We start from the raw sequence: 25,601 nt of genomic DNA on the forward strand, positions 1-25,601 counted from the left end.
CCGACTACGCGCCCCCGGCGAACGAGCCTTTGCCCGACTCAAGTCCTGGCACATCACGTCCGGCACATGTCTCTATCAGTAGCGCCTTGTTCTGGTCATTGGGCCATAGCTCGTTCCTGCGCAACGTCGCTCTACCGGGACTGACCGTTCGCGTTGTCCTCGAAGAGTTCCTGGGTACGGCGTAGCAGGGCCTGCCGGACAGCGTCCGGTGAGAGGACTCGCAGGGGTGTGGCCAGGCTGAGGAGGTACCTGGCGAGACCGTCCGCGTCGGGACCGCCGATGTCGACGATCGTGGTGTCGGGGCTTTCGGGACGGTGGGTGCCGACCGTCGCAGGAATCAGCCGCAGGGCTTGGTTCATGGACACCGGGAGACGGATCGTGGCAGAGAGCGGGTAGGGGCCGGTGGCGACGGAGCGGGAGACGAGCAGCGCCGGGTCGGGTGGGTCGATGAGTTCCACCGCGTGCCCGGTTGGCTGCAGTCGGTCGACCCTGTCGGCCCCGGAAGGTTCGCCATTGGTCCCGCGTCACGTCCCGGGCGACGAAGTACCAGCGGCGTCCGGTGTGAACGAGGCGGTACGGGTCGATGTCCCGGACCGTGGCTTTTCCTTCCCAGTCGCGGTACGACAGTTGGGCACGCTCGCCTCGGCGGCACGCGGCGGCCAGTTCCCGCAGCATGCCGGGCGTGATCTGCGGCTCGTCGGGTCTGGGGGTGTGTACGAAGGCGTTGTCCATCTCGGTCAGCCGGTCCGCGATGCGCTGGGGCAGAACCTGCTGCAGTTTCAGCAGCGCCGACAGCGCGGCCTGGTCGCCGCCGAGAGCACCGCTGAGCGCGGCCTCGCGCAGTCCGACAGCAACGGCGAGTGCTTCTTCGTCATCGAGGATCAGCGGCGGTGTCCGGGCTCCGGCGCGGAGACGGTAACCGCCCCATGGTCCCGGGTCGGACTCGATGGCGTAGCCGAGTTCCCGGAGCTTGGCGATGTCCCGCCGCACCGTGCGGTCGGTGACCGCCATTCGGTCGGCCAGCTCGCCGCAGGTCCACGACGGCTTGGCGGCAAGCAAGGAGACCAGTCGCAGCAGGCGGGCGGATGCGCTGATCACGTTTCCGAGTGTTCCACATGACCAGGACCGAATCTGTCCTGGTCCCGGCCTAGGGTCCCCTTCATGACCACGGAAAACACCTCCGCACCCACGTTCCGCTACTCGGCCGTCACCTTCGACTGCCCGGATCCCGCCGAACTGGCCCGCTTCTACGGCGAGGCCCTCGGTCTGCCCGTCGTCTTCTCCACCGACGACTTCGTCCTCCTTGGCCAGGAGGGCGCGGCCGGACTCGGGTTCAACCGGCTGGCTGACTACCGCCGTCCCACCTGGCCGGCTGCTTCCCAGGAAAAGCAGGCCCACATCGAACTGGGCGTCGATGACTTGGATGCTGCGCAGGCCCGGCTGCTGGCCCTGGGGGCCGTCAAGCCCGAGTTCCAGCCGGACCCCGACCGGTGGCGGGTCCTGCTGGACCCCGCAGGCCACCCGTTCTGCATATCCACCCTGGTCTGAGCACGACCTGCAAGCCGATGACCACCACCGCGCACCCAGGCTGGGGCAGCGAACTCGCCGCTGTCCCGCCGCGGTCGCGGAGAGGTTGCACGGCCTCCCAGGCAGCAGACGTACGTGATCAGATAGCGCCTGCTTCTCCGGTCATGATCGGAGCCAGATGAGGACAGCGGCGGCGGTGACGGAGTGCCAGCGAGCAGATGGCCGAGCGGCTGTACGAGCACTGGCGTCGCGAGCTGAAGGCGACGGGCGGCGACTGTGCCCAGTGCTCGGAGTGAGATCTCCAGTGCCATCTCCTGCAACTCGCGCCAGCACGCGCCGGCGCGAGTTGTCGATAAGGCCCTCGGCTATGCCCAGTCGAGTCCCAGGTCGGCCAGCGCTGTCAGCTGCTGCTCACTCAACCGGTCGCGCCGGTTCTTGTGGTTGCTCAGAAATACACCGAGTCGTACGGACGTCCCGTCGGGCAGCTCCTCGACGTGCTGCCGCCCCACAACGGTCTTGCCTTCCCGTGCGATGTACTGCTTGAGGGCTGCGAGGCCACGCGTGAAGGCGTCGGAGCCCTTCGCTGCCCCAGCCTTCGCACCGGCCCGGGCTGGGGCCTTCTGCTGCGATCTCTTGGTTTCGGGGCGGTGGTGTGAGGGACAGCTGATGTTGGTGTGTTGATGCTGGTCGGTGGCTGTTTTGGGTTGCGGGGTCACTGTCCTGGATGTGAGAGATCGAGGTGGGATCGATGTCGTGGGGGTTATCGCATGAGGGGTGATGCTGTCTCAGTTTCGTGAGTTCTGATCTCTTCGCCGGCTGGTGGTTGCTGTGCTCGGGGTGTGGATCAACAAGTGTCCTCGCTCAAGGTGAGGCAGAGTCAGTGTCTGACCTGGGTTGCCTCAGTTTGAGCGAGACGGGGGCGGGCCGCTCAAACTGAGGTGTCGCGCTGAGTGCCCTGGATCGCCTGCGTAGGGGCAGCGGCGACCAGCAGTGCGGCGAACACGACGGGGGCGGCTGTCTGGTACCCCATCCAGACTTCACCCCCGGCTCCGCTGCCCTGCCACGCCATCAGGAGACCGGTCAGGGCCGCCAACACCCAGCCACTGTCGTAGGCAATCATGAGCTGCGTGTAGGTGCGCATCGACCGGCTGCGCGTGTATCTGATCTCGATGCCGCCGCCGATCAGCAGGGCCACGCCTGAGACGACCATCAGCCAGGCCGGCGTCCCGAGTAACCGGCCGAGCGGGGCAGCGCCGGCGATGGAGACAGCGGCAAGCAACACCTTGAAGGCGCCATCGGCGATGGCACCCACCGTCTGGCGGGTCACCCGCGATGCCGAGTCCTGGGCCATGAGGGTTCTCCTCGAAGCTCGTCGCGATTGGTTTCGTAATGAGATTACGGCAATAATCAAACTATGAGAATGACGAGAGCAGAGGCCAAGGAACGCAACCGCCGCGCCTTGCTGGACGCTGCGTTCCAGGTCGTGTCCCGGGATGGGTACCGGGCCAAGCTTGATGAGGTCGCCGAACGCGCCGACCTGACCACCGGCGCCATCTACTCGCTGTTCGGAAGCAAGAACGGCCTGGTGGTCGCCCTGATCGCCGACTACCTGCGGCCGCACTACGAGGAGATCGAGCACGCGGTTCCCACTGGACTTGATCTGCTGGAAGCGGTCGACGCCTTCGCCCGGTACTACCGGCGCAGTTGTGACGCCCCGGACGTGCTGTCCCGCCTGTCGCTCGAGATCACCTTGCTGGACATGGCCCTGCATGATCCAGAGCTGGGTTCCCAGCTCGCCGCGTCCATCCGGTCGCAAGAGAACCATCTGATCGCGCTGTTCACCGGAAGGTCGCACAACGGAAGCGTCGTGACGACGCAACAGGCACAACGCCTGACCACCGCGCTCAGGGCATTGTTCGTCGGCCTCAGTCAGGGCGTCCCCCTCGGTCTTGCCCCTGGTGCCGATGAGCAGTACTTCGCCGACACCGCCCGCGCACTGGCATCCGGCATGTCCCTCATCAACCACGATGCGGGCTCTTCGTGATGGTCTGTCAGGGCGAGGCGTCTTCGGGTTCACCATCGTGAGTCATGTCTGCGACGGCTTCCACCAAGCCGACAACGCCGTTGAGGAGCCATGAGAGCGTGATGCCTCGGGGGCGGTGGTCCAGGCGGAAGGCTTGTTCGAACGCGATATGGGTGGTGCCGCCTTCGCTCTGTGCTGGTGGCGGGCGGCTGCTCAGGCCACGGCGGGGCGCACCGACCTCACATCGGCTTTGTCGGCCGCCAGAACGCCAGAGGCGGCCCGAACAGGGGCGAAGCAGCGCCAATCACGGCATGGTCATGGCACGACATCTGTACGCCTCAGCGCCCGTCGTGGACGGTCTGCCGCTGCTGGAAGAACCGGGCTTTTGGGCCGCACACCTGGCGGAGCTCTGCGAGGGATTATCGGTGGAGGGCTTCGGCGTCGATGCCGCGGACGCCGGTGCTGTGCTGGAGCGCCTGGAGAGCAAGGCGGCCTGGCCGGTGTTCACGGTGCGGCTGGCCCAGGGCCACAGCGTCATCGTGCACTACAACAGCGGCGAGCAGTACACGTCCGCGGACTACTTCCTCGTCCACCCCGACTGGCGCCGGGACCTGGTCCTGGCCAGCACCGACCAGGACCGCCTCGGCCCAGGCCTTTGCTGGCCGGAGCTCGCAGCACTTCTCCGCAGCCCGCCCGGAGCCGCTGGCGTCACCGATCCGCATCAACGGCTGCTCCTGCTGTTACCGGTGCTGGGCGACGCCAACGTCCCGGCCCAGGCCGTCACCACGCTGATGGACGCGCTCCGGACGGTCGGTGCCCCGCACGACTGCGAAAACCTGGCCCGGCACCTGCTGCGAGCCCATCCCATGTGGGGAACCTCGTCGTGGTCGTACGACCACGACGAGCGCGGCTGGACCTGCGACGGTGAACACAGTCCCCGCTCGGACCCCCTGGGCGAGGGCCTGCCCGACACTCAACGGGCCGCCCTGGAACGCTGCCTCACACCCGGAAAGTAACCGGTAAAACGGTCACCGACTGCGGAGCCGGCGCGCCCCTATACGGGCGCAAGACGGGGACGTAGCGCCGTACCTGAGTGGCGCGTACCGGTGTACGCCGACGACGGTCGGGACAACCGCCGCCCGCCTGGCCTTCCCCGAATCGCTGCCTGCCGGAATTTCGCTGGGCCCTGTGGTCATCGGCCGCTACCGTGCGAGGCAGGATCAAGGGGAGGGGGCTGGTGCGCCCAGTGCTGTTGGTGGACGTGGATGGGCCGTTGAATCCGTATGCCGCGAAGCCGCACCGGCGGCCGGAGGGTTATGAGACGCACCGGCTTCTTACCCCTCGCTGGGAAGCCGCCGAGCGGCGCCGGCTGACCGAGTGGGGGCTGCCGGACAAGCGGATGAAGCCGCTGCGGGTGTGGCTCAACCCGGATCACGGCCCGGCCTTGGACGCGCTTCCCTTCGACCTGGTGTGGGCAACAACGTGGGAGGAAGAAGCCAACGCCTACGTCGCACCGGTCCTGGGACTGCCCGAGCTGCCCTTCATCGCCTGGTCCTCGCTGCGGCCGGTGCCCGGCGGCGGTGTGTTCTGGAAGACGCCTGAGATCGTCACGTGGGCCAAAGGCCGGGCCTTCGCCTGGATAGACGACGACATCACCGAGGCGGACCGCACCTGGGTCAAGGAACACCACGACGGCCCCGCCCTACTGCACCGAGTCGACCCCCGATACGGCCTTACTCTCGACGACTTCACCGCGCTGACGGCATGGGCGACCGCCCTTCAATGACTCCACGGTCGGCCGACAACCGGCTGTGACGTGGTTGCGCATGAGCGCCCTGGTACGCAAGTCGCTCCGTGCTGGCCAGCGGGCGGCTGCTCAGGCCACGGCGGGGCGTACCCGACCCGAAGCCGACGGCCCTGTCAGCCGGGCGCACCGAGGCCGGTACGTCTCCGGGTTGCCTTGACGAGACGCGCGTAGATCGAAGCACCATTTGGCGCCGGGCGGGCGCCGTTATGCCTCGCTGTCGCCGCGGTTGAGCCCCCTGCCGGCCGAAACCGACAACATGCTGCAGTGCGCCAGCGGGTGACAGCGGACCCACTGAACGATTTTTGATCGCGTTCAAATATGGTGGGGGTCCGGCCCGCTAGGCCGGGATGAGGGCGGCCGTCCGGGGGAGGGGTGAGCATGGGCCGACAGTTGTGGCGCTCAATCGCCTTCATCGCAGTGGCGGAGGCGCTCACAGTGTCCTGCGCCGGCTGGGGTGCGGTGATTCATGCAGCGGAGATTTCAACGAATCAGGTGGCGGGGCGATGGGCCAGTGCGGGAGGAACATCCCTGACTTTCTCCGACGACCACACCTTTACCGCAGAGCACTTCGACGAGTTGCCCGCCGCCTCCGACTGCGAGGCGCCTTCGGCCTTGTCCTCCGGCCGCTGGGCGTTCCATGCCCCCGATGAGGCAGATCAGTTCATCGTCCCTGCAGAGAGCGCCACACGCGGCACCGCGCTGGCGCTAATTTTCTCCACCGGCGACTGCGAGGTGTCCGCCTACCTCTTCGGGGATGAAGACGACCCTGTGCTGTGTCCGACCCGGGACGCGGATGAGGGCTGCCCCAGCGACGGCTATCTCCAGCGATACCAGACCACACATTCCGGCTAGGACGACGGCCGCAGCCGGCCTGCACAAGCACCCCAAGTACGACATGCCCCACCAGTCTGCCGGGGTGCACGACTGCTCAACGGTTGCCGGGACGCAACGACTCAACAGCCCGTTCAAGCAGCGGGGCGCCAGCAAGCAAGCGGGACGTACGAGCTCACGGGGGCACCTCCGCGGGCACAGGCAAAGAGGCGGCTGGTCCAGGTCGTCGCACAGCCGCCGGAACCCGGGCCGGGCGCAAAAGGCGAGAACAGACGAGGCTGCCGTCGGGCGGGAGACCACCGCACCTTCCCGATTCACCGCCCGGGAACGCGCCGCTGCAACCAGAAAATGTGCTGCCCAACCGGCAAGCGGGTAGCTCATAGTGGACCGACACCACCCCAGCACGAGCGAACGGACCGACCGCGTGACGACCGCCCACAGCGAATCCTCCACCGAGCGCACCCCCGGACGGGCCTGGACCATCCGGCTCACCGGGCACGCCGACCGTTCGGCAACCGTCACCTGCACCACCGCCGCGTGCCGGATGCCACCCCGCTCCAAAGACCTTCCGGCGCTGCGCGCCTTCGCCGCCCAGCACGTGGCCGCCCACGCCAAAGCCGCCACCGTCCGCCCGAACGCCGCCTGCCACTGCCGCGCCCAGCGCTGCGCCACCCACGAACACACCCGCGTCCACTGCGCCGGCACCGTCGTACTCATCCTGCGCCACGACCCGACCGTCGGCCGGGTATGGACCCTCGGGGAAGTATGCGAAAGCTGCGCACCGCTGATCGCGAACGCCACAATCCTCGCTCGCGCCGCTCGCACGCCGGCCCCGGCCCCCGCAGAGGCCGCCAAGAAGATTGCCGTGCCCGCGCAATCCGGTGTGCCCGGCGGCTTCTTCTCCTCGCCCTCCGCTGCGCCCGCTGGGGAGCCCACCCGCCGTCGCCCCGGCAGGGCAGCGCGGCCGCGTCGCGGTGCGGCACAGGGACGCTGACTCTGAGGGCCGATCCAGTTGATCAGGCTTCGAAGGTGAGTCCCGTTCTCACAAAACGAACGGCCGATACGCCAGGGCCTGATCGACGACCTCATCGGCCGAAAGGTCCCGCTCCGGCGGCCAGAAGATCAAGTCACTGACGTGACCAGACGGGCAGGCCAGGGCTCTGTCGAGCTTGTCCAGCCAGCCGGCCACCTCTTCATCGGCGGCGCAGCCCGCATCCATGATGCGCTGCACGAGCGCGACTGCCTCCGCGCGGCTCATCCCACTGCACTCACCAGGCCCTTCCGCCACAGCCACCGTATGAAGCAGTGACGCGGCATCGCCACGCGCTACGAGAAGGCCGCGACCATCTACCTGGCCGGACTCCATATTGCTGGGATCTTCCTTTGGTCTGCCAGCTGACTCAGGGGACCTGTCTGGGGTCAGCTGACGGGGATCGGTACACCCATTGTCAGCGGCTGCTGGCAGCATCACCGCCATGAACGCCATATTTACCACCCCGCCGCGGCCGTTCGACGTGACCGCGCTCTTCCCTCAGCTGGCCCCGCTGGCGCGGACGGCGACCCGGCTGCACCCGAGGCCGGGGTCGCCGACCGTGCAGGACAGCCACGTCGGCGGGCCGCTCCTGTGGCCCGCCGGCGAGCCGTGGCCGTACTGCGACGAGCCGCACGACAGCCGGGCGTCGCAGGTGACCCGCTCCCCGGACGACGTCCGGGTCCTCCGCCGCGATCTCGCCGCAGCGACCAAGCGGCTGCGCCTCGACCCCGGGGCGCCCGAGGTCACCCCCGAGGAGCGGGCGAACTGGGAGCGGCTCAAGGAGGGCCGCCCGTGGTTCGACGGCCCGATGCCCCTGCTGCCCGTCGCCCAGCTCTACGCCCGCGACATCCCCTTCCCCTGCCCGCCCGACGCGGACCTGCTCCAAGTCCTGTGGTGCCCCTTCGACCACGAGATGGCACACCCCAAGACCGCCCTGTTCTGGCGGTCCTCCGCCACCGTCACCGACATCCTCGACGCACCGCCCGAGCCGCCGATCGTCCAGGACGGCTGGTACCTCCCGGAGCCGTGCCTGTTCTCACCGGAGCAGGTCACCGACTACCCCCACCCCGGCGAGCTGAGCAAGGAGCTTCGGGACCAGCTGGACGACGAGAGCCGCTGGGCGACGATCGACCCCGCGCAGTACAACGCGTACGCGGACGACCCGGGCGAGCTCTACCTGAACAACCTCTGCACCGCCCCCGGCTGGAAGACCGGCGGCTGGACCCACTGGAGCCCCACCGACCCCGTCGACCGCGCCTGCCCGGAGTGCGGCACCGAGGCGGTCCCGCTCCTCACCATCGCCTCATCGGAATGGGACGGCGGCAGCGCGACCTGGATCGCCGAGGAGGACCGGCCGACCCCGGGCCCGCCGCCCCTGGGCGCCCGCAACGGCAACTTCACCTTGATCAGCATCACCGGCGGCAACAACCTGCAGCTCCACGTCTGCCCTTCTTCTCCGTACCACCCCCACATCGAACTGCTCCAGTGAGCTCGTGCGGAAGTCCTCCGGCCGACGCCTACACCACCAATCGACACCGCGATCGACTCTCCGGTCAGCCGCCTTGGCCAACTACCGGAGATGTAAACAACGGGCCCTAGATGCTGAACATGCTCACGACGGTGATGCTGCTGCCGAATGCAGCGGCGCCGAGGATCGTTCCGGTGATGGCGGTCCACAGGCGGCCGGTGCCGTGGTGCGCGTAGTGGATGCCGGCCACTCCGGCGGTGATGGCGAGCGGCCCGGCGATGACGGGGGCCAGAAAGGCCCGCAGGCCGAGAACATCACCCCGGCCTGACCCCGTAGGCGAGACACCCAGGCCCTCGGGGCGCGCTTCGAGGGCCTGGGCATTGCCCGAAGCGGAACACGCCGGCCTGCCCAGGGATCGAAGCAACTGCGGGGATGCGGCGCTCCCGTCCTTGCTGTGGTGTGCGGCCCTGCGCCACGTGCGAATGAAAACGCAGGGCCGCAGCCGCCCGTCCTGTCTGAAAGGCGGCCTTCCGCCAGACCGTACGACGACAAGCAGCGCACAGCGCGCTGCGCCCGGCCGAACGGGCGTGTCAACCGGCCCACCGGAGGAATCGTGCTCCGGCACAGCGGGCGCCCCTGCGGTGAAGACCGTCAGGGCTCACTGCCGGGCTTTCGATTGATCGAATACCCAGCCTGAATAAGAAGTGCTGAGGTAGGGCACGTGCGCGTCCCAGTCCGCAGGTGTCAGTGACTGAACCTGTTGCAGCGTGATGCGATTGACCGAGTCGATGTCGAACCCCCAGGAGAAGCCGACCAGCGGCAGCACGCGCCGTTCAGTGTCATCCATCGGTGTCCATGCCAGATAGCTGTGTGCGGTCCAGGTCAGAGGGCATCGCTCGGTTCGTGACGGTGCGTCAAACAGGGTGGGATTGATGCCGAAGAAGGCGTACGGCGACGGGGCATCCTTGAACAGGTAGAATGGGTCCATGTCGAAGGCGGCCCCGGTGGAGGAGTTGTCCGTCGAACGCACCAGCTGAACCCAGCCGAACAGGGCCCGATAACCCTTGCCCGGAAAGTCCACCTCAGCGGTGCAGCACGGGAAACCATCGGCTGAGGGGTGCTTGCCGATCACAGCAGGATCATCGACGCACTCCACCGTCACCGTTACTGCACCCTGCGTGTCGTCGCGTAAGAACGGAATGATCACGACGTCACTCTGCCGCTCGGACACGTCGGCGGCAAGGGCCCGGGACACGCCAAGAGCCCTCGGCAAAGCGAACAGCGTCAGCAAGCTTCCCCAGACAACGAAGACGACTACGCCGGACGACGAGGGCGAACCGTACCGGCCCGTCCACCAGAGCCCGACACGCCGGGCAAGCCGGCTGACCCACGACCCACCCCCTTCCTTCGAGCGGCGGCACCCCCCGGGTGACCGCCGCTTCACCATGGGCTGCGAGCAGTGGCCCGAGCGCCGGTTCGCTGTTGAGGGAGCCGGCGGCCTTGGCCGCACGCTCGCCCAGCAGCTGGCCGCGGCCGGCGAAGACGTCGTCAACGTTCCCTCGACGCTCTCGGCCAGGGCCAGGCTCCTGTCCACCGGCGGCGACCGCAAGACCGACCCCGCCGATGCCCTCCACGTCGCCCAGGTCGCCCTCTTCCGCAACCATCTCCGCAAGGTCACCGCCGAAGACCAGTCCACAATCCTGCGGCTGCTGACCGAGCGACGCAATGACCTGGTCAACGAGCGGACCCGCGTCGTTAATCGGCTCCACGCGTTACTACGCGACCTGCTGCCGGGCGGGGCCCCGACCCGACTGTCCGCCGACAAGGCTGCCGCGTTGATGAAGGGCATCCGACCGGTCACGGCGACCGACAACTGCCGACGTGACCTGGCCCGCGACTTGCTGGCCGACCTCCGTCGTCTCGACCACCAGGCGAAGGACAACGAAGCGCAGATGCGTGATGCCCTTGCGGCAGCCCGCACCAGCCTGACCTCGCTGCCCGGCCTCGGAACGGTCCTGGCCGCCAAGGTTCTCAGGCACATCGGTGACATCAGCCGCTTTCCGACCGAGCACCACTTCGCCAGCTACACCGGAAGCGCACCATTGGACGCCCCCAGCGGCAAGAACGTACGTCACCGCCCCAACACTGGCGGCAACCGAGCCTTGAACTCGGCTCTGCACATCATCGCCGTCTGCCAGATCCGCGACGGCGGCCACGGCCAGGAGTACTACCTGCGCAACCTCACCATCTCGGGAGGCAGGCGGATCGGACCTGAGGCCATGTTCATGAGAACGGGAGGCACCATGCCGTGCGGTCTCCTGGGGACGCCGCTCTCCGTCCATGCCTCCGGTCACGGGCCTTCCGCCAACCGTTGGATCGTCCTCCAGCGCGGGGCGTCGTCATCAGGGATGTCCGGAGACGCGAAGTGGAAAGGCACGCGAAGGTGGCCGGTTAGCGCCCGGCCGGCCTCAGCGGCGGCAACGCCAGGAGGAGGGCCGTCAGATCGGCGGTAGACAGTCGCCAGGTGCCCCTCCCCGTCTGGGACGTCCAGAACCGCGACCAGAAGAACGAACCAGTCGTGCACTGTATCGCCGTCCCAGAGCGCCTCCACCGCCGCCACACGGCCTGGGAGAGCCGCAGCGCGGGCTGCGAGTGAGGGAAGGTCCAGCGGATCAGGTGGCGTGCGCTGCACACGGTCGCCCAGAGCCTCGTACCGCGCGTGGACCACCCGCTCGGCTTCGTTCAGGCCCACCCCCAGCGGGCGCAACGCCTCCCAGACGGACCTGATTGCCGACAGCCGGCTGTCGCGCAGCACGTCGGCATCGACCTCTCGGCAGGTCCGTTCCTCCAAGTAGGCCCACCAGCCGCTCACTGGGCCACCAGCCGGGATCTCAGGGTGCGCGTCATAAGTTCGAACGTACGCCAGGACTCAGTGCCCGCCCCAGCCACCCTTTTGGTAGTGCTGTCGAATCTCGGTTCTGGCACAGATCTTGGGGAGTCGTCGCGGAGCGTTACCCCGTTGTTCGATTGCGAAGAGTCGGGTTCGCGTGGGACCGCGTACGCCTTGTCGTCCAGCGATCAGAATTGACGCTCCCTCAGATCCCTGCCACCCGCGGCTGCGGCCGGTTGTGGCCGGTGATGGTGATGGTCATGCAGACCGATGCACCGTTCTGGGATTCGCTGGTGTTCGACGGAATCGACGATGTGGATGTCGAGGCGGTCACAGCGGCGTTCGGCACGGTCGAGGTGGCGGCGAGAGGCCGCGCGGCCGGCGCTGCATGTCCGGACTGCGGCCGTTTCTCGGACCGAGTCCACGACCGCTACCAGCGCAGGCTGAAGGGCCTTCCGCTCGCTGAGCAGGGCTTTGTGATCCTGCTGACGGTCCGGCGCTTCATCTGCGGGTCAGCGGACTGCCCGCGCCGGACGTTCGCCGAGCCGTTCTCGCAGCTGGCTGTCCCGCACGCACGGTTCACCACGCGGCTCAACCACGCCCTGGAGCGAGGGGGGCTCGCGCTGGCCGGGCGGGCCGGGGCCCGGCTGGCGCCTCAGCTGGGCTTCGGGGCCGGCCGGATGACCTTGTTACGGAGGGTCATGGCATTGCCCGATCCGCAGTTTGGTACTCCGCGCGTCCTGGGCGTGGACGACTTCGCGATCCGCCGGGGCCAGACCTACTCCACCGTCTTGACCAGCGTCGAAGACCATCGCGTGGTCGACGTGCTCCCGACCCGCGAAGCCGGGCCGCTGGCCGCCTGGCTGACTCGCCACCCCGGCGTGGAGATCATCTGCCGGGACCGGGCCGGCGCCTACGCCGAGGGAGCACGACGCGGTGCCCCAGACGCTCTGCAGGTCGCCGACCGGTTCCACCTATGGCAGGGCCTCGGCCGAGCCGTGGAAACCTGCGTCGCCGCCCACCGCGACTGCCTGCGCAATCCCTCGCCCGGCAGCATGCTGCCGGAGGCCACCGGAGGACTTCCGGTCGGCCGCAGGACGACCCGGCGCCCATCGGCCAGCGCGCTGAGCGCAAGAAGGCCGCGCACGCCCTCCACCTGCTCCGAGATCTCGACGCCGTGACAGCTGGGCTCACCCTGGACTGGAGCTCTGGCAGCATCGAGGGCGCCGTGAACCGCATCAAGAAGATCAAGCGGCAGCTCTACGGTCGGGCCGGATTCGAACTGCTCCGAAAAATGATCTTGCTCCAGTAGCTTCTCGCGCCGGTGTTGTTCCGTCGCTGGCGGCACGGGGTCAGAGTTCGGTCGTCCAAATCCCGACAGGGTGCTCACGCGGTGGCAGCCACAGCTGAGGCTGTGACTCCCGATGCCTCACCTCAGCCTGTTCGTCCCAGTGAAATCGTTCATGCGCGTCGGGCCACGCAACTTGCAGCACAAGGAAAGGAGGCCGGCGGTAGAACCCGATGGCCTGTCCGAAGAAGGTCCGGTACCAGCGCAGATCAACCTGCCTGAGCGCGACTTGGTGACCGTCGACAACGTCAGGATGTCTCTGGCCGTCGGCCAGTACACCGCCCGCGGCGGACTTCTCTCCGAGCCTGTTGAGAATGCGGTGCATGACTTGGATATCGAGTCCGAACATGGCGAGCTCAGGTGCGTTGTGAGCGTGCGCGAGGCCGATCGTGTAGGCGAATCCAGGACCGATGTCGTCCTCGGGAACCATCACGACGTGCCATCCGTGCCGCTGCACGTTCTCGATGATCGTCAGATCCATGCGGTCCGCTTCGTCTCGGTCACCGTAGTCATGGCAGAGGACGCAGCGGCACTGGAACGGATCGGCAGTCATACGCGGAGGCTACGAGGTGAGTGTTTGAGCCGGCCAGCCGGGCTCGTGATCGCCCTTCAATCGAACGTCACTGTCACCCTCTGCGATCGCTCCCCAAGATCTGTGCCAGAACCGAGTAACGACAGCACATGCGCGCGGGGTTGCGGCAGACAGGTGGGCTGAGGGGCCCCTGGCTGGCGACGGTGACCGGGTGGCATGCGCGGAGGAGAATCGCTTCATGCGAATTCTGATCATCACCGCCGGGTCGCGGGGAGACGTTGCGCCCTTCACAGGCCTGGGGCGGCGCCTGCTGGACACGGGTCATCAGGTCGCCGTGGCCGCTCACCCGTCCTTCGCCGCACTCGTCGACGGGTGTGGTCTCGACTACCGGCCTGTGCCAGGAGACCCGCAGGGGCTGGTCCGGGATTGGTCGCGGGCGGCGTCGCCGGAGGAGGCCCGGGCGCTGACAAGGGCGTACGCGGACGGGCTCGCCGATGGGGTGGCGGAGGCGGTGGCAGGCGGAGCCGACCTGCTGCTCACCGCCTTCGGCCCGGCACCGCTCAGCCGGACGGCCGGCGAAGCGCTCGGCGTCCCAGTCATCGGCACCTACCTCGCACCGGCGTTCGCCACCGGACAATTCCCGCTGCCCAACGCGCGGAACACCGACGGCCCGGGGCCGGAGGGCAACCTCGCCGCGGGCCGGGAAGTGCTGAGGCGCGCGGAAGGGGTCTTCGCGGGCGCCACGACCCGGCTGCGCGCCCGCCTCGGGCTGCCAGCCGACGCGTCCTCGGCACCGGTGGACATCCGGCCGGTCTTCCACGGCTTCAGCCCGCTGGTGGTGCCGCGCCCCGAGGACTGGCCGTCCGGGGTCGAAGTGGCGGGCTACTGGTGGCCCGCGCGGCCGGACGGCTGGCAGCCCCCGGCCGAACTGGTCGACTTTCTCCAGGCCGGTCCGCACCCGGTGTTCATCGGGTTCGGCAGCATGGCGGCGGGGCAGGGGGAACGGCTGAGTGAGCTGGTGACCGCGGCGGTGGAGCGGGCAGGCGTGCGCGCGGTGGTGCAGGCGGGGTGGGCCGAACTGAGCGGCTGCGGCGACGACGTCCTGGCCATCGGCGACGTCCCGCACGACTGGCTGTTCCCTCGCACCGCCGCCGTCGTCCACCACGCCGGGGCCGGTACCACCGCAGCCGGACTGCGGGCCGGAGTACCCGCCCTGCCCGTACCCGTCATGGCCGACCAGCCGTTCTGGGCATCTCGGCTGTACCAGCTAGGAGTTGCCCCCCGGCCTCTGCCGTTCCCGGACCTCACCGCCGAAGCCCTCGGCGACGCGATCACGGCCTGCCTGTCCGAACCGGCCCACCGCCGCCGCGCGGCCGAACTCGCCCGCGGCATCGCCGCCGAGGACGGCGCCGCTTCATTGCTCGCCCACATGGGCTCAAGGGGCGCCGGGTGAACCCGGGGGATGCTGCATCGCCGTGCTGCGGTGCCAGGCTGTCCGAGGCACTCTGCCGCATCCGGTGCTGCCGAAACGCGCGGACAATTCGAACGCCGCCGCCCCTTGGCCGTCTCCCAAAGACGTGAGCAAACGCTGCTCGAAGTCGTGAACGTAGCCATCCGTGTCGTCACCCGGCCGCGAAGCATCGCTGCTCGGCATGGCGTTAACTTGAGTTTTTGACCTCGCGTGGGCACGTGACTCCGGCGGAACCATGCATGGTCTTCGTCACGGTCACACGCAGATGTTCTGGGCAGATCGGCCAGGCAGCATCCGCAGAGCCGGCGGGGTGAAGCCGAGGCGGCATAGGCGCGGCGGCAGTGCCGCACTGAGATCTGATCGGAGACGCTGTCCGCCGGTGAGTGGGTGCCGATGAAAAGGGAGCGCATCCAATGGGATCGACAGGGAGATTGCGACGTGTCCGCCGAGACCCATGAGGCGCTGGTATGCCGGTTGTTCGAGGAAGTGCTCAATGGTCGGCGCATGGAGGTCATTGACGAGCTGGCCGCGGCGGACTACCAGGAGAACGACCCGATGCCCGGGCAGCGTGAGGGGCGTGAGGGACTGAAGGATCGGATGACCATGCTCGTGGAAGGGCTGGCACCCACCTTCAGCATTGACGACATCATTGCCGAGGGGGACCGCGTCGTCGTCCGTTGGACCATCAGCGCCACCCACTCCGGAACCTTTCTGGGCATCCCTCCGACGGGACGATCATGCCGCTTCGCCGGAATCGACATCTTCCGGCTCGACGACGGCCGGCTCGTCGAGCACTGGCACGTTGTCGATCAGCTCTCCATGCTCCAGCAACTGGAGTTGCTCCCGTCATCCTGAGCCCGAGCCGGTGTGGCACGTCAAAAATGCTCACTGTGGCGCAGGTCGTTCTCCACGTCGCGAACACGAACAGAGAGTTGGCAGTACGCCCAGAGAACGTTCGCGGAGCTGCACGTACTTTGTGGACCGTCACCTGCAAGTCCCCGCCGGGGATGGCGAACCAGTCCGGGAAGAGCCAACCAGCTATCGGCCATAAGTAGGGCTGCGGTCGGCCCTGCGGCGGTCTCTACGTTTTCCCCTATGTTCTCCCCTACGGTGACCCGCACCCACGGCGGGCGTGTTTGTACAGTTCAGACCCCTTGTCCAGCCCGTTTTCGGCACCTCGACAACCCTCTTATTAACCACTCTTTGTCAGTAGAGAGCGGTAGGAGTGGTCATCATCGGTCCGGGGCGGCGGGGCGGGCCGCTGCCGACCGCCGCTGGACGGTCGGCAGGGCGTGGGGGAGGGGTGGGGTGCTGGTGGGTGGGACGAAGGCGCGGCCGTACGGGTCGACGACGAAGGCGCGGACGTGGGTGCTGGCGGCGCTTGGGGTGGTGAAGGTCGCGACGGCGGAGCAGATCCGGCAGTTGACGTGTCCGGGCACTGCGGACGCGCAGACGGTCCGCAACGCCGCGAAGGACCTCGGGGTTGAGGGTCTGGTCGTCTCGCTCGGGTCCGCGACGCGGATCAACGACAAGGGCAACCGGGTGTCGGAGAAGCTGTGGAACCTGACCACCGCCGGCCTGGAGGCCGCGAGCGTGGTCCTGGACCGCGAGGTGAAGGAGATGGGCGGCACGGCTAAGGCGTCGGTGCCCTCAGGCGCTCCGCACGCGCGGAAGGTCACGGACACGATTACCGCGTTCCTCCAACCAATACCGGAGCCGACCCGGCCGGTCGTCCGCAAGAACCAGCCGCCGCCGACGGTGCCGACGCAGACAGCGGCCGGTCCGTTCCGGCCGGCGGGGATCGGCACGCTCTCCTCGTGGGAGACCGAGGTTGTGCTGCCGGTGGCGGGCACGTTCATCAGCCCGGCCAAGGGCAGCCCTCGCGCGGACGCCGTCCTGACCGCACCTGGGGCCGGGTTGCCGGTGCTGTTCGTGGAGGTCGACAACGGCACCGAGGACCGGCAGATCGTGGCCAACAAGATTTTCAAGTACCGCCGGTTCTTCCGCCGCACACTCAAAGACAACGCCCGGGACGTCCCGATGTGGCAGACCCTCTACGGCGACCACGGCCGCCAGGGCCACCCGCCTGTGGCGATCGTGTTCACCAAGCAGGTCGGCCCCGAGGCGATGATGAACCGCATGAAGGCCATCCGCGACCTCTCCACGGAGTGCTGGAAAGGCCACTGGCAGGGCGGCAGCCTCTACGGGACGGATGTGAAGGACGGCTACCGCCGCTACGACGGCACCGTCCCCGTCATCGTCACCACCCTCGCCCGCCTACAACAGCACGGACCCCACGGACCCATCTGGTGGCGCTACGGGCATTCTTCGTGGGAGTCCCTCGAAGCGGCTCTGGACAACCCGGACGACTACCGGGCCTTCTCCGTCCGGGACGAGGAACGTCGCCTCGAGCGCCGCGCCCAGGAGGAGCGCGAGCAGCGCGAGCGGGAAGAGACCAAGCGGCGGCAGAAGGCCGCCGCGTGGGCGTGTCCGACCTGCGGCCGTGACGTCTATCCGAACGACGACTGGCAGTCCGCAGCGCCGGGCAGCGACTGCTCCGTGTGCAATTCCGCCAAGGAGCGGGAGCGCCAGGCGGCCGAGGAGCGGGCGGCTGAAGAGGCGCAGGCGAAGGCGGAAGCGGAGGCGTGGCGCAAGGAGAACGGCATCTTCGGCTTCCTGCGCCGCTGACACCGGAGCTCTGCCGGTCTGACACGCCGCCCCTCCGCCGCTGGGGGCCGACGGGGCATGGGGTGGGGCCCCGAGCCAGGCGCGGATATCGGGGCCCCGGAGCGCGCAGTCCGTGGGGTTGCACGCGTCGCCCGGCACGGCCCCGTTCTCGTATGGCTACGGCGAAAGGACATGTAGCGCCATGGCGTACTGGTCCGAATGCTCTGCCAGGCCGCGCGCCACGGATCTCTTCTTCCTATGGTCGAAAACGACGAAATGCCCGCTCTGTGAGCGGTTGGCCTCTCTGTTTCCATCCAGCCGCAGGGCAGAGCACGCCCGCCCCAAGCAGAGGACGAGACCATGAGCGACGAGTACAGCGTGACCGCGATGGCCGACGAAGGTGTGGCCAAGAACGTCGAATACACAGGCAGACAACTGATTCTGCTCGATCAGGACGACCCCAAGGCCGGGCTGGACGCCCTGTTTTCGCGTGCCGGAGTGTCGGTGGCCAACCACATCCAGGCCGGCGACTCCGCTATTCACGCCCTCCAAGAGGGCGGAACCGTGGTACTCGACGATCTGGGCATCGCCATCGTCGAGGCCGTCGAGGGCGACCAGCGGCTGGCTCTGAAGGCCACCGTCGACTCAACTCCGACTCTGGAATCGGAACCGGAGCGTGTTCTCCACGCCTGCACGGAGGCCACGGCGGCCCACCCGATGGAGTACTTCGAGGGGTACCTGCATGGTGTAGCCGACCTCGTCGAGCGGGTTCAGGGAAACGGCCAGGTCAATCAGTCACTGGCGCCGGCCGCGGCCGGTCCCCGGTGGAGCGAGGCGCAAGCAACCTGGGGACTGCAGGCCATCCTGGCGACCGAGACGACCCTCACTGGTAGAGGCGTCGGAGTGGCGATCCTCGACACCGGCATCGACGAAGCTCATCCGGACCTGGCCGACCGGATGAGGCAGTCGGTGTCCTTCGTGCCTGGACAGGCTGTCGATGACGGTCACGGCCACGGCACCCACTGCGCTGGGACCGCCGGTGGCCCCAGAAACCCGGCCACCGGGCCGCGCTACGGTGTCGCGTGCGAGGCCGACATCTACGTTGCCAAGGTGCTGAGCAACCAGGGCCGCGGAAGCGACGGACAGATCCTCGACGGCATCAACTGGGCCATGAGCCAGTCCGGGGTCCGGGTCATCTCAATGTCACTGGGCGGTGCAGTCGCCCTCGGCGCCGGCTACTCGCGCATCTACGAGCGCGCAGCCCGTCGATGCCTCATGCGCGGCAAGGTGATCATCGCAGCCGCGGGGAACGAGAGCCAGCGCCCGCTGAATCTCCAACCGGTAGGAATGCCTGCGAACTGCCCGTCGGTGCTCGCGGTGGGCGCGATCGCGCCGGACTACACCATCGCTCCGTTCTCGTGCGCCGGTCTCAACCCGCAAGGCGGTGGGGTTGACCTGGCGGGGCCGGGCGTCGACGTGCTGTCCACCTGGCGGAACGGCGGATACCGTCGGCTGTCGGGCACCAGCATGGCCACCCCCCACGTCGCGGGTATCGCCGCGCTGCTCTGGGAGCAGAACCCGATGGCGACCCCCGCACAGATCGTGACGCAGCTCCGCGCAGGCACACGTGATCTTCGTCTTCCGGTGTCGGACGCTGGTCGAGGACTGGTGCAGGCACCCTAGGGGTAGCAAAATGATGAACCACCTTGGAGGGCGACATGGGCTACGTGACCGGCGACTCGCACATCATGAGTGATGAGACTTCCGTCGTCAGGGTGATGGTCGCGCTCGACCCCGATGATTTCGACAAGGCGGTCGAGGCCGCCCGGGGCGCTGGAATGATCATCGAGTCCGAGCAGCGGGAACTCGGCACCGCCGTGGGAACCGTGTCCGAGGACGCCCTGGGCGCCCTGAGCGCAGCCTACGGCGTTGAGGACGTAGAGCGGGAGCGCGGCTACCAGCTACCGGATCCCGACTCTCCCGTGCAGTAACCGCTCCGCTCATGACCGTGTGCGGCAACCTCGGCGTAGTCGGACAGCCGACTGTGCAGTGAAGCAGGCTGAGCACTGCCCGCTACCTGTCCGGTCGCCGTAGCTATACGAGCACAGGGCCTATGCGTGCCGCCCGGGCCGGCGGCACGCTGGAACTGGTGGCGACGATGAGCGCGAAGACTGGCGGGTGACGGCGAAGACGTGTGTCAGCGGACTGCTGACACCCGTCGACCGTGGCGCACACCGGCGGGCCAGGCCTGGGGCCAGCGCGTCGAAGGCGTCGGCGCCACGTGCGACGTGACGTCGGCCCTGTTGGCGCCTTATAAAGGGGCCTGTAGTGTGTTGAACGAGCCGGTGACCGCGGGTTGCCGGAAGTGGAGCCAGGTGACCTGGGGCAGACCGGGAGCCTGGCTCGGCGCATTTCCGGCGTCGCTTCAGCAGTCGGTGGGCACCTCGAAGTCGAGCAAGGCGTCCCCCAACATCGCGGTGTACTGCGGATCGCCCTTGCGCTGGGCATGAACGGCACCCGCGACGATGTCGGAGATCCAGAGCAGCGGCTCAGCGCGGCCGTGAACATGATCTGCACGGAACACGGTTCCTTTGGGCAGCACCGTCTGCCGGGCGCGGGCGACCGTGCTGATGTCGTCTTTGTTCAGTGCAGCCTCACGGGACTCGATGTAGAGCTGGTCGACCTCGAACCCGTGCAGTTCGACGACGAGCGCCGTCAATGACTTGCTCCGGGCCCGTTCCTGCCTCCGCTTGGGTACCGGTGTACCGACGGCCACAACGTGGAGACCGCTCTGGACGGCCACGAGCTGGGCGGCGTGGCGCCGCTGCCGATGGTCCATTTCGGTCCAGTGGGACTTGCTGGTGTCCCGCCGCCCTTTCAGCGCGCGTATCGCTGCACGGACATCGTCCGTGACGGTCGGGTCAATGATCGTGGCAGCGAGGATGTAGAAGCCGCTCTCACTGTTCTCGTGGAAGGACTCATCCAGCCACGCTGGCTTCTGTCCGCCTGCGGAGTGGGGTCCCCCGTGGGTCTGGTTGATCAGGTCACCCCTTGTTTCGGGAAGGGCTTGCGGCACTCTTCTTCGCGGTCGTGGACTTTGGTGCGGTCGGTGCGGTCGGTGCGGTCGGTGCGGTCGGTGCGGTCTTCCGGGGCTTGCGGGGCCTGGTGATTGCCGTCCGCTGGTAGAGGTACGCGCCGGTGACGCCGGCGGGGGCGAGCGGCGCCGTCTTGAAGACCTTGATGCGCTCCACGAGTCCGAGGTCGAGGAGCTTCTTCAGCCCGCGCTCGTGGGTGTCGGGGGACCAGCCGTACCACTCGGGAGCCTTCTCGGCCGGGAAAGCAGACCACGCCTTCTCCCGGGCGACGACCAGGAGCAGGGCGAGGGCCGGCAGGTCCAAGTTTTCGTCGTACCCCTTCGCCCAGAACGTGGTCGGGATCTGCAGGAAGCGGTCCTCCTCGGTCTTCCCTGCAGGACGGTCGTACGCCTTGCCACTTCCGTCCTCCCGCAGCAGGGTGACTGTGATCATGGTTCCCGCGCGGCTGCACTTGATCAGATTCCGGCCCTCCAGCCGGCGCAGGGCCCGCCAGGCACCGGTTCGGGCGGACTGATCCGTCGCGGTCTCCTGGATGTCCATCAGCCGCGCCCACACCGCGCTGTCGTGCTTGGTCGACCAGCCGGAGTCACCGTTGCTGCACGCGGCCACGATCATCAGGTATGCCTTCAAGCCCCTGAGATCTCTTCCAGTCACGAAGTCTTTGAGGGGCCCGTGGCGGCTCGCGGCTCCCTTGGGGGCCTGGACGAAGGTCTTGCGCAGGGGCACGTTGGACCGGATCGAGCGCTCGAGAACCTGCGCGCGGGTGTCCCTGCCGGTCGCCTTGAGTTCCTGCATGTCCTGCTCGGTGTGCGATGTCCTCTTCATGCTTCTGAAGGTAGCCATCCCAGTGGGCGCAAACCAAACGATTCAGCCCCCCATGGGGTGGACGGCTGAGCGGGTAGATGACAGTGCCAGGTGAAAGTTCAACGTGACAGTCCCAGGTGACAGTCCAACTGGGATGACTAACTGACACGAGCGTGGGGACGCCCCAGCGCTGCAGCCTGCACGTGCTGCGGTGGGGCCCACGGCACGGTGGCGTGCCCTACCGACCATCTCGCTCTCGCCGTGAAAACCGACCGAGACCGGCCGCCTGCTTCGTCGAAGGCCAGCAATCGACGTCCCACACGTGTCGGAAGCTGCCTACGCCCACTGGAGCGCCGAACAGAACCCTGTCCTCCCGGCCCCCTCACCGCGTCGACCGCAGGGTGCACCATCCGCCCCACCGCTCCCACATCCGGACGGGCCTTGCACCAGGAGAGCCCCAGGAAGGCCCCTGTACGGCATGGAGAGCGCCGATCAGGCGACGGGGCCCCGGTTCCACCCCGAACCCACGAACGCCCGTCAGGCGGCGATCTGCGGACGCGCCACCCTCCTCTTGTTTGTAAGCACTTCTTTTGGCCCCGCCGTACCAGGTTCTTTTGGCTCCGACAGGCGTTCGGCTGCCGGGCCGGTGATGGGCTGATGCACAGGCGCAGCCAGCGAGAAGAGGCCGTCAGGGGCTCGGGTGAACCGTCGACCGCAGGTTCGAGGGTGGGGCCAAAAGACTTCCGAACCGTGGTCCCAACGGAAGTGCTCACAGACACTCCTCTTCTAGTCGCCGCGCGAAGCGCGTCCGCTTTCCATCGGTGGATTCGGGGCGCCTGTGGCGCCCCGGCGGAGCCGATTGGGGAAGTTAAGTCGTCCCGGAGGGACGCCGTCGGCGAAAAAGACCACGTCGCAGAGTCGTAAGGCGACAAAAGCTTGACGTGAGAGTGCGTCGAACTAACTGTGTGCCCGCCAGGTCTCCGGAGCCGCGTTGATGCATGGGTCCCGGGACGTGAGTGAAGCGGTTCGCGGGTGCGATGCGAACCGCTTCACTCATTGGGCCGCCTATGCCCAGTCGAGTCCAAGTTCGGCGAGCGCCGCCAGCTGCTGCTCGCTCAGCCGGTCGCGTCGGGTTTTGTGGTTGCTGAGGAATACGCCGAGGCGTACGGAGGTCCCGTCGGGCAGCTGTTCGACGTGTTGCCGTCCCACGATGGTCTTCCCTTCCCGTGCGATGTACTGCTTGAGGGCTGTGAGGCCCCGTGTGAAGGCGTCGGAGCTCTTCGCCGCTTCAGTCTTCGCACTGGTCCGTGCGGGGGCTGTCTGTGGCCGTGCGGCCGGTTTCACGCCCAGCACGTGCAGGCGGTGCTGCTGTTCGGTGTTCAGGCGCGCCCAGTCCCGTGCTTGCCGCGCCGCCCAGCGGCCGATGTCGTCGCCGCGGTACGTGACGCCAGGCACGATCTCCTCCAACGTCCCGCCAGCCTCCAGCAGGGCACGCAGCCCCATGTAGTGGCGTTGCCAGTCGACGGTCCACCCCAACAGCCCGGGGTTCCAGTCCGGATCGATCCCGGCGAGCTGCTCGCTGCGTCGCGCTGCGCGCTCGGGGTCTTTGCCGAGTCCGCCGGGGCGGCGGAGGTTGGTGAGCCACTGTCCTACGGGCTTGTCCATCGCGGTGGCGTGCCTGGGGGCGGCCAGGGTGCCGGCCTCCGCGTAGTAGGCGCGGGCCGCGGCGAGGTTCTCCTCGAAGGCCGCGTCGGCGGTGTCCCAGATCATGCCGAGCTCCTCCAGCTCGGTCGCCCGCGTGGCCGGCATGGTCCCGGCCCGGTACGCCCGGCGCTGGTCGGACAGCCACCTGCCCAAGGGGTACGCGCCTTCCTGATGTTCGTAGGGCACGTCGAGGCTGTCTTCCCGGTCGCGGTAGCGGCGGGCGGCGTCGTATCCGCGCGTCCAGTCCTGGCGCTCGGTGTCGAGGATCTGGAACTTGATCCACTTGGCGACCATGACCGGGTCCCTGGGGGCGGCGAAGCGGAGCAGCAGCCGCGACTCCTCCTCACCGTCCTGCGGCTCCTCACCGATGTGTTCCGACGGATCAACAACCCGTTTCTGGTTCTCTTGCGGAATGGCGAGCATTTCAATGGCACGCTCGTCATGCGCCCGAAGACCTTCAAGGACCTTTACGAGTGGCCGATATGAAGCCGAGGTGAACATGTCCTCAGGCCGCTCATCGGGTGCCAAGAATACCGGCACGATCAGTGTCGCAATCTTCCCCTGGTTCGGCTTCTGACGCAATGCCCGACCAATGGCCTGGACGATGTCCACCGCCGACCCTTTCGGGTCCAGCAGGGCCACAGAATCCACCGCCCTGATATCGACACCCTCACCCAGTACACGGCAATTAGAAAGCACCGCACGACCCGCCCTGCGCCCGAAATCGGAAAGCACCGCACGACGGTGATCGGCCTCATGTTCACCACACAGCCAGTCCGCCCACACCCGCTCCGGATACCGGTTCGGATCCGAGGCGTGCAGCTGCTTGGCGACCCTGGGCAGCCCCTTCGCGAACGCGGAAGCCTCTATGGTCCGGTGATGGAACGTGATGGTCGTCTGGAGCTGGTGCTCCGCCATCGTCTCCAGCAACGCGGCCTGCAACGCGCCCATCCGCTCACCCCGCAGCCGCTCCTCCCGCTTCTCCTCGCTGGCCAGGCGGGCAGGGGTCACCACCGGGTCCGTCAGCTCGACCACCACGATCTGATACCGCGCCAAAAGCCCACGTGACACGGCTGACGCGAGTGATAGCTCGTAGACCACGGGCCCGTAGATCTTCGGATCGTCCATGGAACAGGCCATCTCACGCGGCAGCCGGTCCCACCCCTCGAACGGCTCCCCCGTCTCCGAGACGGCACGCTCCAGCCTCCGGGGCGGACGCTCCTTCCAAATCCTGGGAGTGGCCGTCATGTACAGCCGGCGCATCGCCGGAATCACGTCCTGGTCATGGATCGCAGCCCACGCCTTACCCAAAGATCCACTTGTACGGTGGGCCTCATCCACCACCACGAGGTCGAAAACATCCATGGGCAGCCCGTACGCCCCCTCGTGCGCCTCGGCCAGCACGGGCAGGCTGGCATAGGTGGCGTAGACGGTCACCGGCCCGCGGCCGTGCCACAACGCCAACTGCGGCGGACTCGTCGTGGAGCGCACATCAAGATCCCACAAATGCGGGTCATCATCCAGCGAACACACCGCCACAGCCGGACCCGTATGCCCGACAGAACGCCATTCCCGCACCGTCTGTGTCAACAGATCCAAAGTCGGCGACAACACCAACACCCGGCCATTGCGCGCCAGTCGCATCGCAGAGTGCGCAGCAATGAAGGTCTTCCCTGTACCACACGCGGCCACCACGGTGGCCCGCAGGCCATCACGCGGAATACGCTTCCCCGGCGGAATATCTAGCCCACGAACCACCGCGTCAACGGCCTCAACCTGATGAGGAAACAGCCGGATCTCATCGGCTTTCGGCATTCCGTACTCCAAGAGTCGAGAAGGGGTACCTGCCCTGGCAGAGGGGGTAACAGTTCGCTCGGGATGCTACACACTGCATCCGGCGACGCGTGATGCTGCATCACAGGGAAGTATGCGCGCTCTTACCTTAGCGCAACGGGGTGCGGTGCCGGGCCGTTTTTCGAGTAAACTCATGCGTACGCTGCTCGGTCTGACGGGGGGTGGCGAGTGGGTGTCAGTTCGGATGGAGCGAAGCGGAGTTCGAGCCCGGATCTCCCGAAGGCCGGCTCACCACGCAGATTGAGGTGACGGTTCCTCATCGGGGAGGGGGTGCCCTGTTCTTCGGGATCCTACACAGGCCCGCACCGATGCACCCCTCCGTCACCCAGCCAGCCGTTCCGGCGGAGCCGGAACCGGGCATGGGAGCGAAGCGGACATGCCTGCCCTCGGGAATTTAAGCGAAGCGTAATTCCCAATCCCCTTGCGAAGCAAGGGGATTAAGGCGCGAAGCGCCGTCACCGAATTGCGAAGCAATTCGGCCGCTGAGCGAAGCGAAGCGTTTCCCTTGCACAGCGCGCAGCGCTGTGGTACCCGCTCCGCGGGAGAT

General features: G+C 67.6%; 23 protein-coding genes and 1 pseudogene. 14 read left to right on the top strand and 10 right to left on the bottom strand.

Translation table 11 applies throughout. The features are described 5' to 3' along the window. Positions 1–131: 131 nt before the first annotated feature. A pseudogene (locus IE185_RS31615) lies at positions 132–1,098 on the bottom strand (helix-turn-helix transcriptional regulator). A 63-nt stretch (positions 1,099–1,161) separates the two neighbouring features. On the opposite strand from IE185_RS31615, the gene IE185_RS31620 reads away from it, so the two are divergent. Next, on the top strand, positions 1,162–1,548 hold the full coding sequence (locus tag IE185_RS31620; RefSeq protein WP_138897212.1) for a VOC family protein: 387 nt from the start codon (positions 1,162–1,164) through the stop codon (positions 1,546–1,548). Between the two features lie 344 nt (positions 1,549–1,892). Here IE185_RS31620 and IE185_RS34170 read toward each other — a convergent pair whose 3' ends face one another. Both IE185_RS34170 and IE185_RS31630 read right to left on the bottom strand, forming a co-directional pair. Next, a complete protein-coding gene (locus IE185_RS34170) occupies positions 1,893–2,243 on the bottom strand; it encodes a Helicase associated domain protein (protein ID WP_500809320.1) in 351 nt (116 codons plus the stop codon). Between the two features lie 212 nt (positions 2,244–2,455). Further along, positions 2,456–2,878 carry a hypothetical protein gene (locus IE185_RS31630; protein WP_189716476.1) on the bottom strand — a complete coding sequence of 141 codons (423 nt, stop codon included), beginning with the start codon at positions 2,876–2,878 and terminating at the stop codon, positions 2,456–2,458. 69 nt (positions 2,879–2,947) lie between these two features. Between IE185_RS31630 and IE185_RS31635 the strand changes: the two genes are divergently transcribed. The 5 genes from IE185_RS31635 (at position 2,948) to IE185_RS31655 (ending at position 7,182) form a co-directional block, all read left to right on the top strand. Next, entirely contained in the window at positions 2,948–3,571 is a 624-nt protein-coding gene (locus tag IE185_RS31635) for a TetR/AcrR family transcriptional regulator (RefSeq protein ID WP_138897213.1), read from the top strand. 296 nt (positions 3,572–3,867) lie between these two features. After that, on the top strand, positions 3,868–4,566 hold the full coding sequence (locus IE185_RS31640) for a hypothetical protein (protein WP_138897214.1): 699 nt from the start codon (positions 3,868–3,870) through the stop codon (positions 4,564–4,566). A 218-nt stretch (positions 4,567–4,784) separates the two neighbouring features. Continuing rightward, positions 4,785–5,336, top strand: coding sequence for an HAD domain-containing protein (locus tag IE185_RS31645; protein WP_138897218.1), 552 nt, complete (start codon positions 4,785–4,787; stop codon positions 5,334–5,336). Between the two features lie 399 nt (positions 5,337–5,735). Next, a complete protein-coding gene (locus IE185_RS31650; protein ID WP_138897215.1) occupies positions 5,736–6,209 on the top strand; it encodes a hypothetical protein in 474 nt (157 codons plus the stop codon). A gap of 403 nt (positions 6,210–6,612) precedes the next feature. Then, positions 6,613–7,182: a hypothetical protein gene (locus IE185_RS31655; RefSeq protein ID WP_229843811.1), complete on the top strand. Its 570-nt coding sequence runs from the start codon at positions 6,613–6,615 to the stop codon at positions 7,180–7,182. A 48-nt stretch (positions 7,183–7,230) separates the two neighbouring features. On the opposite strand, the gene IE185_RS31660 is transcribed toward IE185_RS31655, so the two are convergent. Further along, positions 7,231–7,446 (bottom strand): bacteriocin immunity protein, encoded by a 216-nt coding sequence (locus IE185_RS31660; RefSeq protein ID WP_138897216.1) that lies wholly within the window; start codon positions 7,444–7,446, stop codon positions 7,231–7,233. Between the two features lie 217 nt (positions 7,447–7,663). Between IE185_RS31660 and IE185_RS31665 the strand changes: the two genes are divergently transcribed. Further along, complete coding sequence (locus tag IE185_RS31665) at positions 7,664–8,710, top strand: hypothetical protein (RefSeq protein ID WP_189716478.1); 1,047 nt, start codon at positions 7,664–7,666, stop codon at positions 8,708–8,710. Positions 8,711–8,816: 106 nt separating this feature from the next. Here IE185_RS31665 and IE185_RS31670 read toward each other — a convergent pair whose 3' ends face one another. Continuing rightward, positions 8,817–9,113 carry a hypothetical protein gene (locus IE185_RS31670; RefSeq protein ID WP_138897265.1) on the bottom strand — a complete coding sequence of 99 codons (297 nt, stop codon included), beginning with the start codon at positions 9,111–9,113 and terminating at the stop codon, positions 8,817–8,819. A 234-nt stretch (positions 9,114–9,347) separates the two neighbouring features. Continuing rightward, positions 9,348–9,896 carry a hypothetical protein gene (locus IE185_RS31675; RefSeq protein ID WP_138897268.1) on the bottom strand — a complete coding sequence of 183 codons (549 nt, stop codon included), beginning with the start codon at positions 9,894–9,896 and terminating at the stop codon, positions 9,348–9,350. A gap of 238 nt (positions 9,897–10,134) precedes the next feature. Between IE185_RS31675 and IE185_RS31680 the strand changes: the two genes are divergently transcribed. Together IE185_RS31680 and IE185_RS31685 are read left to right on the top strand one after the other, a co-directional pair. Beyond that, the gene (locus IE185_RS31680) at positions 10,135–11,202 is read left to right on the top strand and encodes a transposase (RefSeq protein WP_373303778.1); all 1,068 of its coding nucleotides are present in this window, start codon (positions 10,135–10,137) and stop codon (positions 11,200–11,202) included. Positions 11,203–11,839: 637 nt separating this feature from the next. Beyond that, positions 11,840–12,760, top strand: coding sequence for an ISL3 family transposase (locus IE185_RS31685; protein ID WP_229843812.1), 921 nt, complete (start codon positions 11,840–11,842; stop codon positions 12,758–12,760). 171 nt (positions 12,761–12,931) lie between these two features. Here IE185_RS31685 and IE185_RS31690 read toward each other — a convergent pair whose 3' ends face one another. Further along, a complete protein-coding gene (locus tag IE185_RS31690; protein WP_229843813.1) occupies positions 12,932–13,480 on the bottom strand; it encodes a DUF4262 domain-containing protein in 549 nt (182 codons plus the stop codon). Positions 13,481–13,697: 217 nt separating this feature from the next. Between IE185_RS31690 and IE185_RS31695 the strand changes: the two genes are divergently transcribed. From IE185_RS31695 to IE185_RS31715, 5 genes are all read left to right on the top strand, one after another. Next, positions 13,698–14,912, top strand: a complete 1,215-nt coding sequence (locus tag IE185_RS31695; RefSeq protein ID WP_138897263.1) for a glycosyltransferase — start codon at positions 13,698–13,700, stop codon at positions 14,910–14,912. 456 nt (positions 14,913–15,368) lie between these two features. Further along, the gene (locus tag IE185_RS31700; protein ID WP_170198359.1) at positions 15,369–15,785 is read left to right on the top strand and encodes an ester cyclase; all 417 of its coding nucleotides are present in this window, start codon (positions 15,369–15,371) and stop codon (positions 15,783–15,785) included. A gap of 459 nt (positions 15,786–16,244) precedes the next feature. Further along, a complete protein-coding gene (locus tag IE185_RS31705; protein WP_189716480.1) occupies positions 16,245–17,618 on the top strand; it encodes a replication-relaxation family protein in 1,374 nt (457 codons plus the stop codon). Between the two features lie 339 nt (positions 17,619–17,957). After that, positions 17,958–19,280: a S8 family serine peptidase gene (locus tag IE185_RS31710; protein ID WP_138897313.1), complete on the top strand. Its 1,323-nt coding sequence runs from the start codon at positions 17,958–17,960 to the stop codon at positions 19,278–19,280. Positions 19,281–19,315: 35 nt separating this feature from the next. After that, positions 19,316–19,588: a hypothetical protein gene (locus IE185_RS31715; protein WP_138897312.1), complete on the top strand. Its 273-nt coding sequence runs from the start codon at positions 19,316–19,318 to the stop codon at positions 19,586–19,588. Between the two features lie 434 nt (positions 19,589–20,022). Here the strand turns inward: IE185_RS31715 and IE185_RS31720 are convergent, their stop codons facing one another. The 3 genes from IE185_RS31720 to IE185_RS31730 all read right to left on the bottom strand — a co-directional run bounded on the left by IE185_RS31720 (position 20,023) and on the right by IE185_RS31730 (position 25,015). Further along, positions 20,023–20,673, bottom strand: a complete 651-nt coding sequence (locus IE185_RS31720; protein ID WP_211362580.1) for a hypothetical protein — start codon at positions 20,671–20,673, stop codon at positions 20,023–20,025. Beyond that, positions 20,642–21,517, bottom strand: coding sequence for a hypothetical protein (locus IE185_RS31725; protein WP_069934358.1), 876 nt, complete (start codon positions 21,515–21,517; stop codon positions 20,642–20,644). The genes IE185_RS31720 and IE185_RS31725 overlap by 32 nt, the downstream gene beginning before the upstream one ends. A 1,044-nt stretch (positions 21,518–22,561) precedes the next feature. Further along, positions 22,562–25,015, bottom strand: coding sequence for a DEAD/DEAH box helicase (locus tag IE185_RS31730; protein ID WP_138897311.1), 2,454 nt, complete (start codon positions 25,013–25,015; stop codon positions 22,562–22,564). Between the last annotated feature and the right edge of the window lie 586 nt (positions 25,016–25,601).

This window comes from Streptomyces chryseus, from assembly GCF_014650755.1.
Taxonomy (GTDB): Bacteria; Actinomycetota; Actinomycetes; order Streptomycetales; family Streptomycetaceae; genus Streptomyces; species Streptomyces chryseus.

Bases quoted from the DNA above. Each gene is read 5' to 3' on its own strand.
- IE185_RS31620 (WP_138897212.1), top strand. From the start codon at position 1,162: ATGACCACGGAAAACACCTCCGCACCCACGTTCCGCTACTCGGCCGTC.
- IE185_RS31630 (WP_189716476.1), bottom strand. From the start codon at position 2,878: ATGGCCCAGGACTCGGCATCGCGGGTGACCCGCCAGACGGTGGGTGCC.
- IE185_RS31635 (WP_138897213.1), top strand. From the start codon at position 2,948: ATGACGAGAGCAGAGGCCAAGGAACGCAACCGCCGCGCCTTGCTGGAC.
- IE185_RS31640 (WP_138897214.1), top strand. From the start codon at position 3,868: ATGGCACGACATCTGTACGCCTCAGCGCCCGTCGTGGACGGTCTGCCG.
- IE185_RS31650 (WP_138897215.1), top strand. From the start codon at position 5,736: ATGGGCCGACAGTTGTGGCGCTCAATCGCCTTCATCGCAGTGGCGGAG.
- IE185_RS31660 (WP_138897216.1), bottom strand. From the start codon at position 7,446: ATGAGCCGCGCGGAGGCAGTCGCGCTCGTGCAGCGCATCATGGATGCG.
- IE185_RS31665 (WP_189716478.1), top strand. From the start codon at position 7,664: ATGAACGCCATATTTACCACCCCGCCGCGGCCGTTCGACGTGACCGCG.
- IE185_RS31680 (WP_373303778.1), top strand. From the start codon at position 10,135: ATGGGCTGCGAGCAGTGGCCCGAGCGCCGGTTCGCTGTTGAGGGAGCC.
- IE185_RS31685 (WP_229843812.1), top strand. From the start codon at position 11,840: ATGCAGACCGATGCACCGTTCTGGGATTCGCTGGTGTTCGACGGAATC.
- IE185_RS31690 (WP_229843813.1), bottom strand. From the start codon at position 13,480: ATGACTGCCGATCCGTTCCAGTGCCGCTGCGTCCTCTGCCATGACTAC.
- IE185_RS31695 (WP_138897263.1), top strand. From the start codon at position 13,698: ATGCGAATTCTGATCATCACCGCCGGGTCGCGGGGAGACGTTGCGCCC.
- IE185_RS31710 (WP_138897313.1), top strand. From the start codon at position 17,958: ATGAGCGACGAGTACAGCGTGACCGCGATGGCCGACGAAGGTGTGGCC.
- IE185_RS31715 (WP_138897312.1), top strand. From the start codon at position 19,316: ATGGGCTACGTGACCGGCGACTCGCACATCATGAGTGATGAGACTTCC.
- IE185_RS31725 (WP_069934358.1), bottom strand. From the start codon at position 21,517: ATGAAGAGGACATCGCACACCGAGCAGGACATGCAGGAACTCAAGGCG.
- IE185_RS31730 (WP_138897311.1), bottom strand. From the start codon at position 25,015: ATGCCGAAAGCCGATGAGATCCGGCTGTTTCCTCATCAGGTTGAGGCC.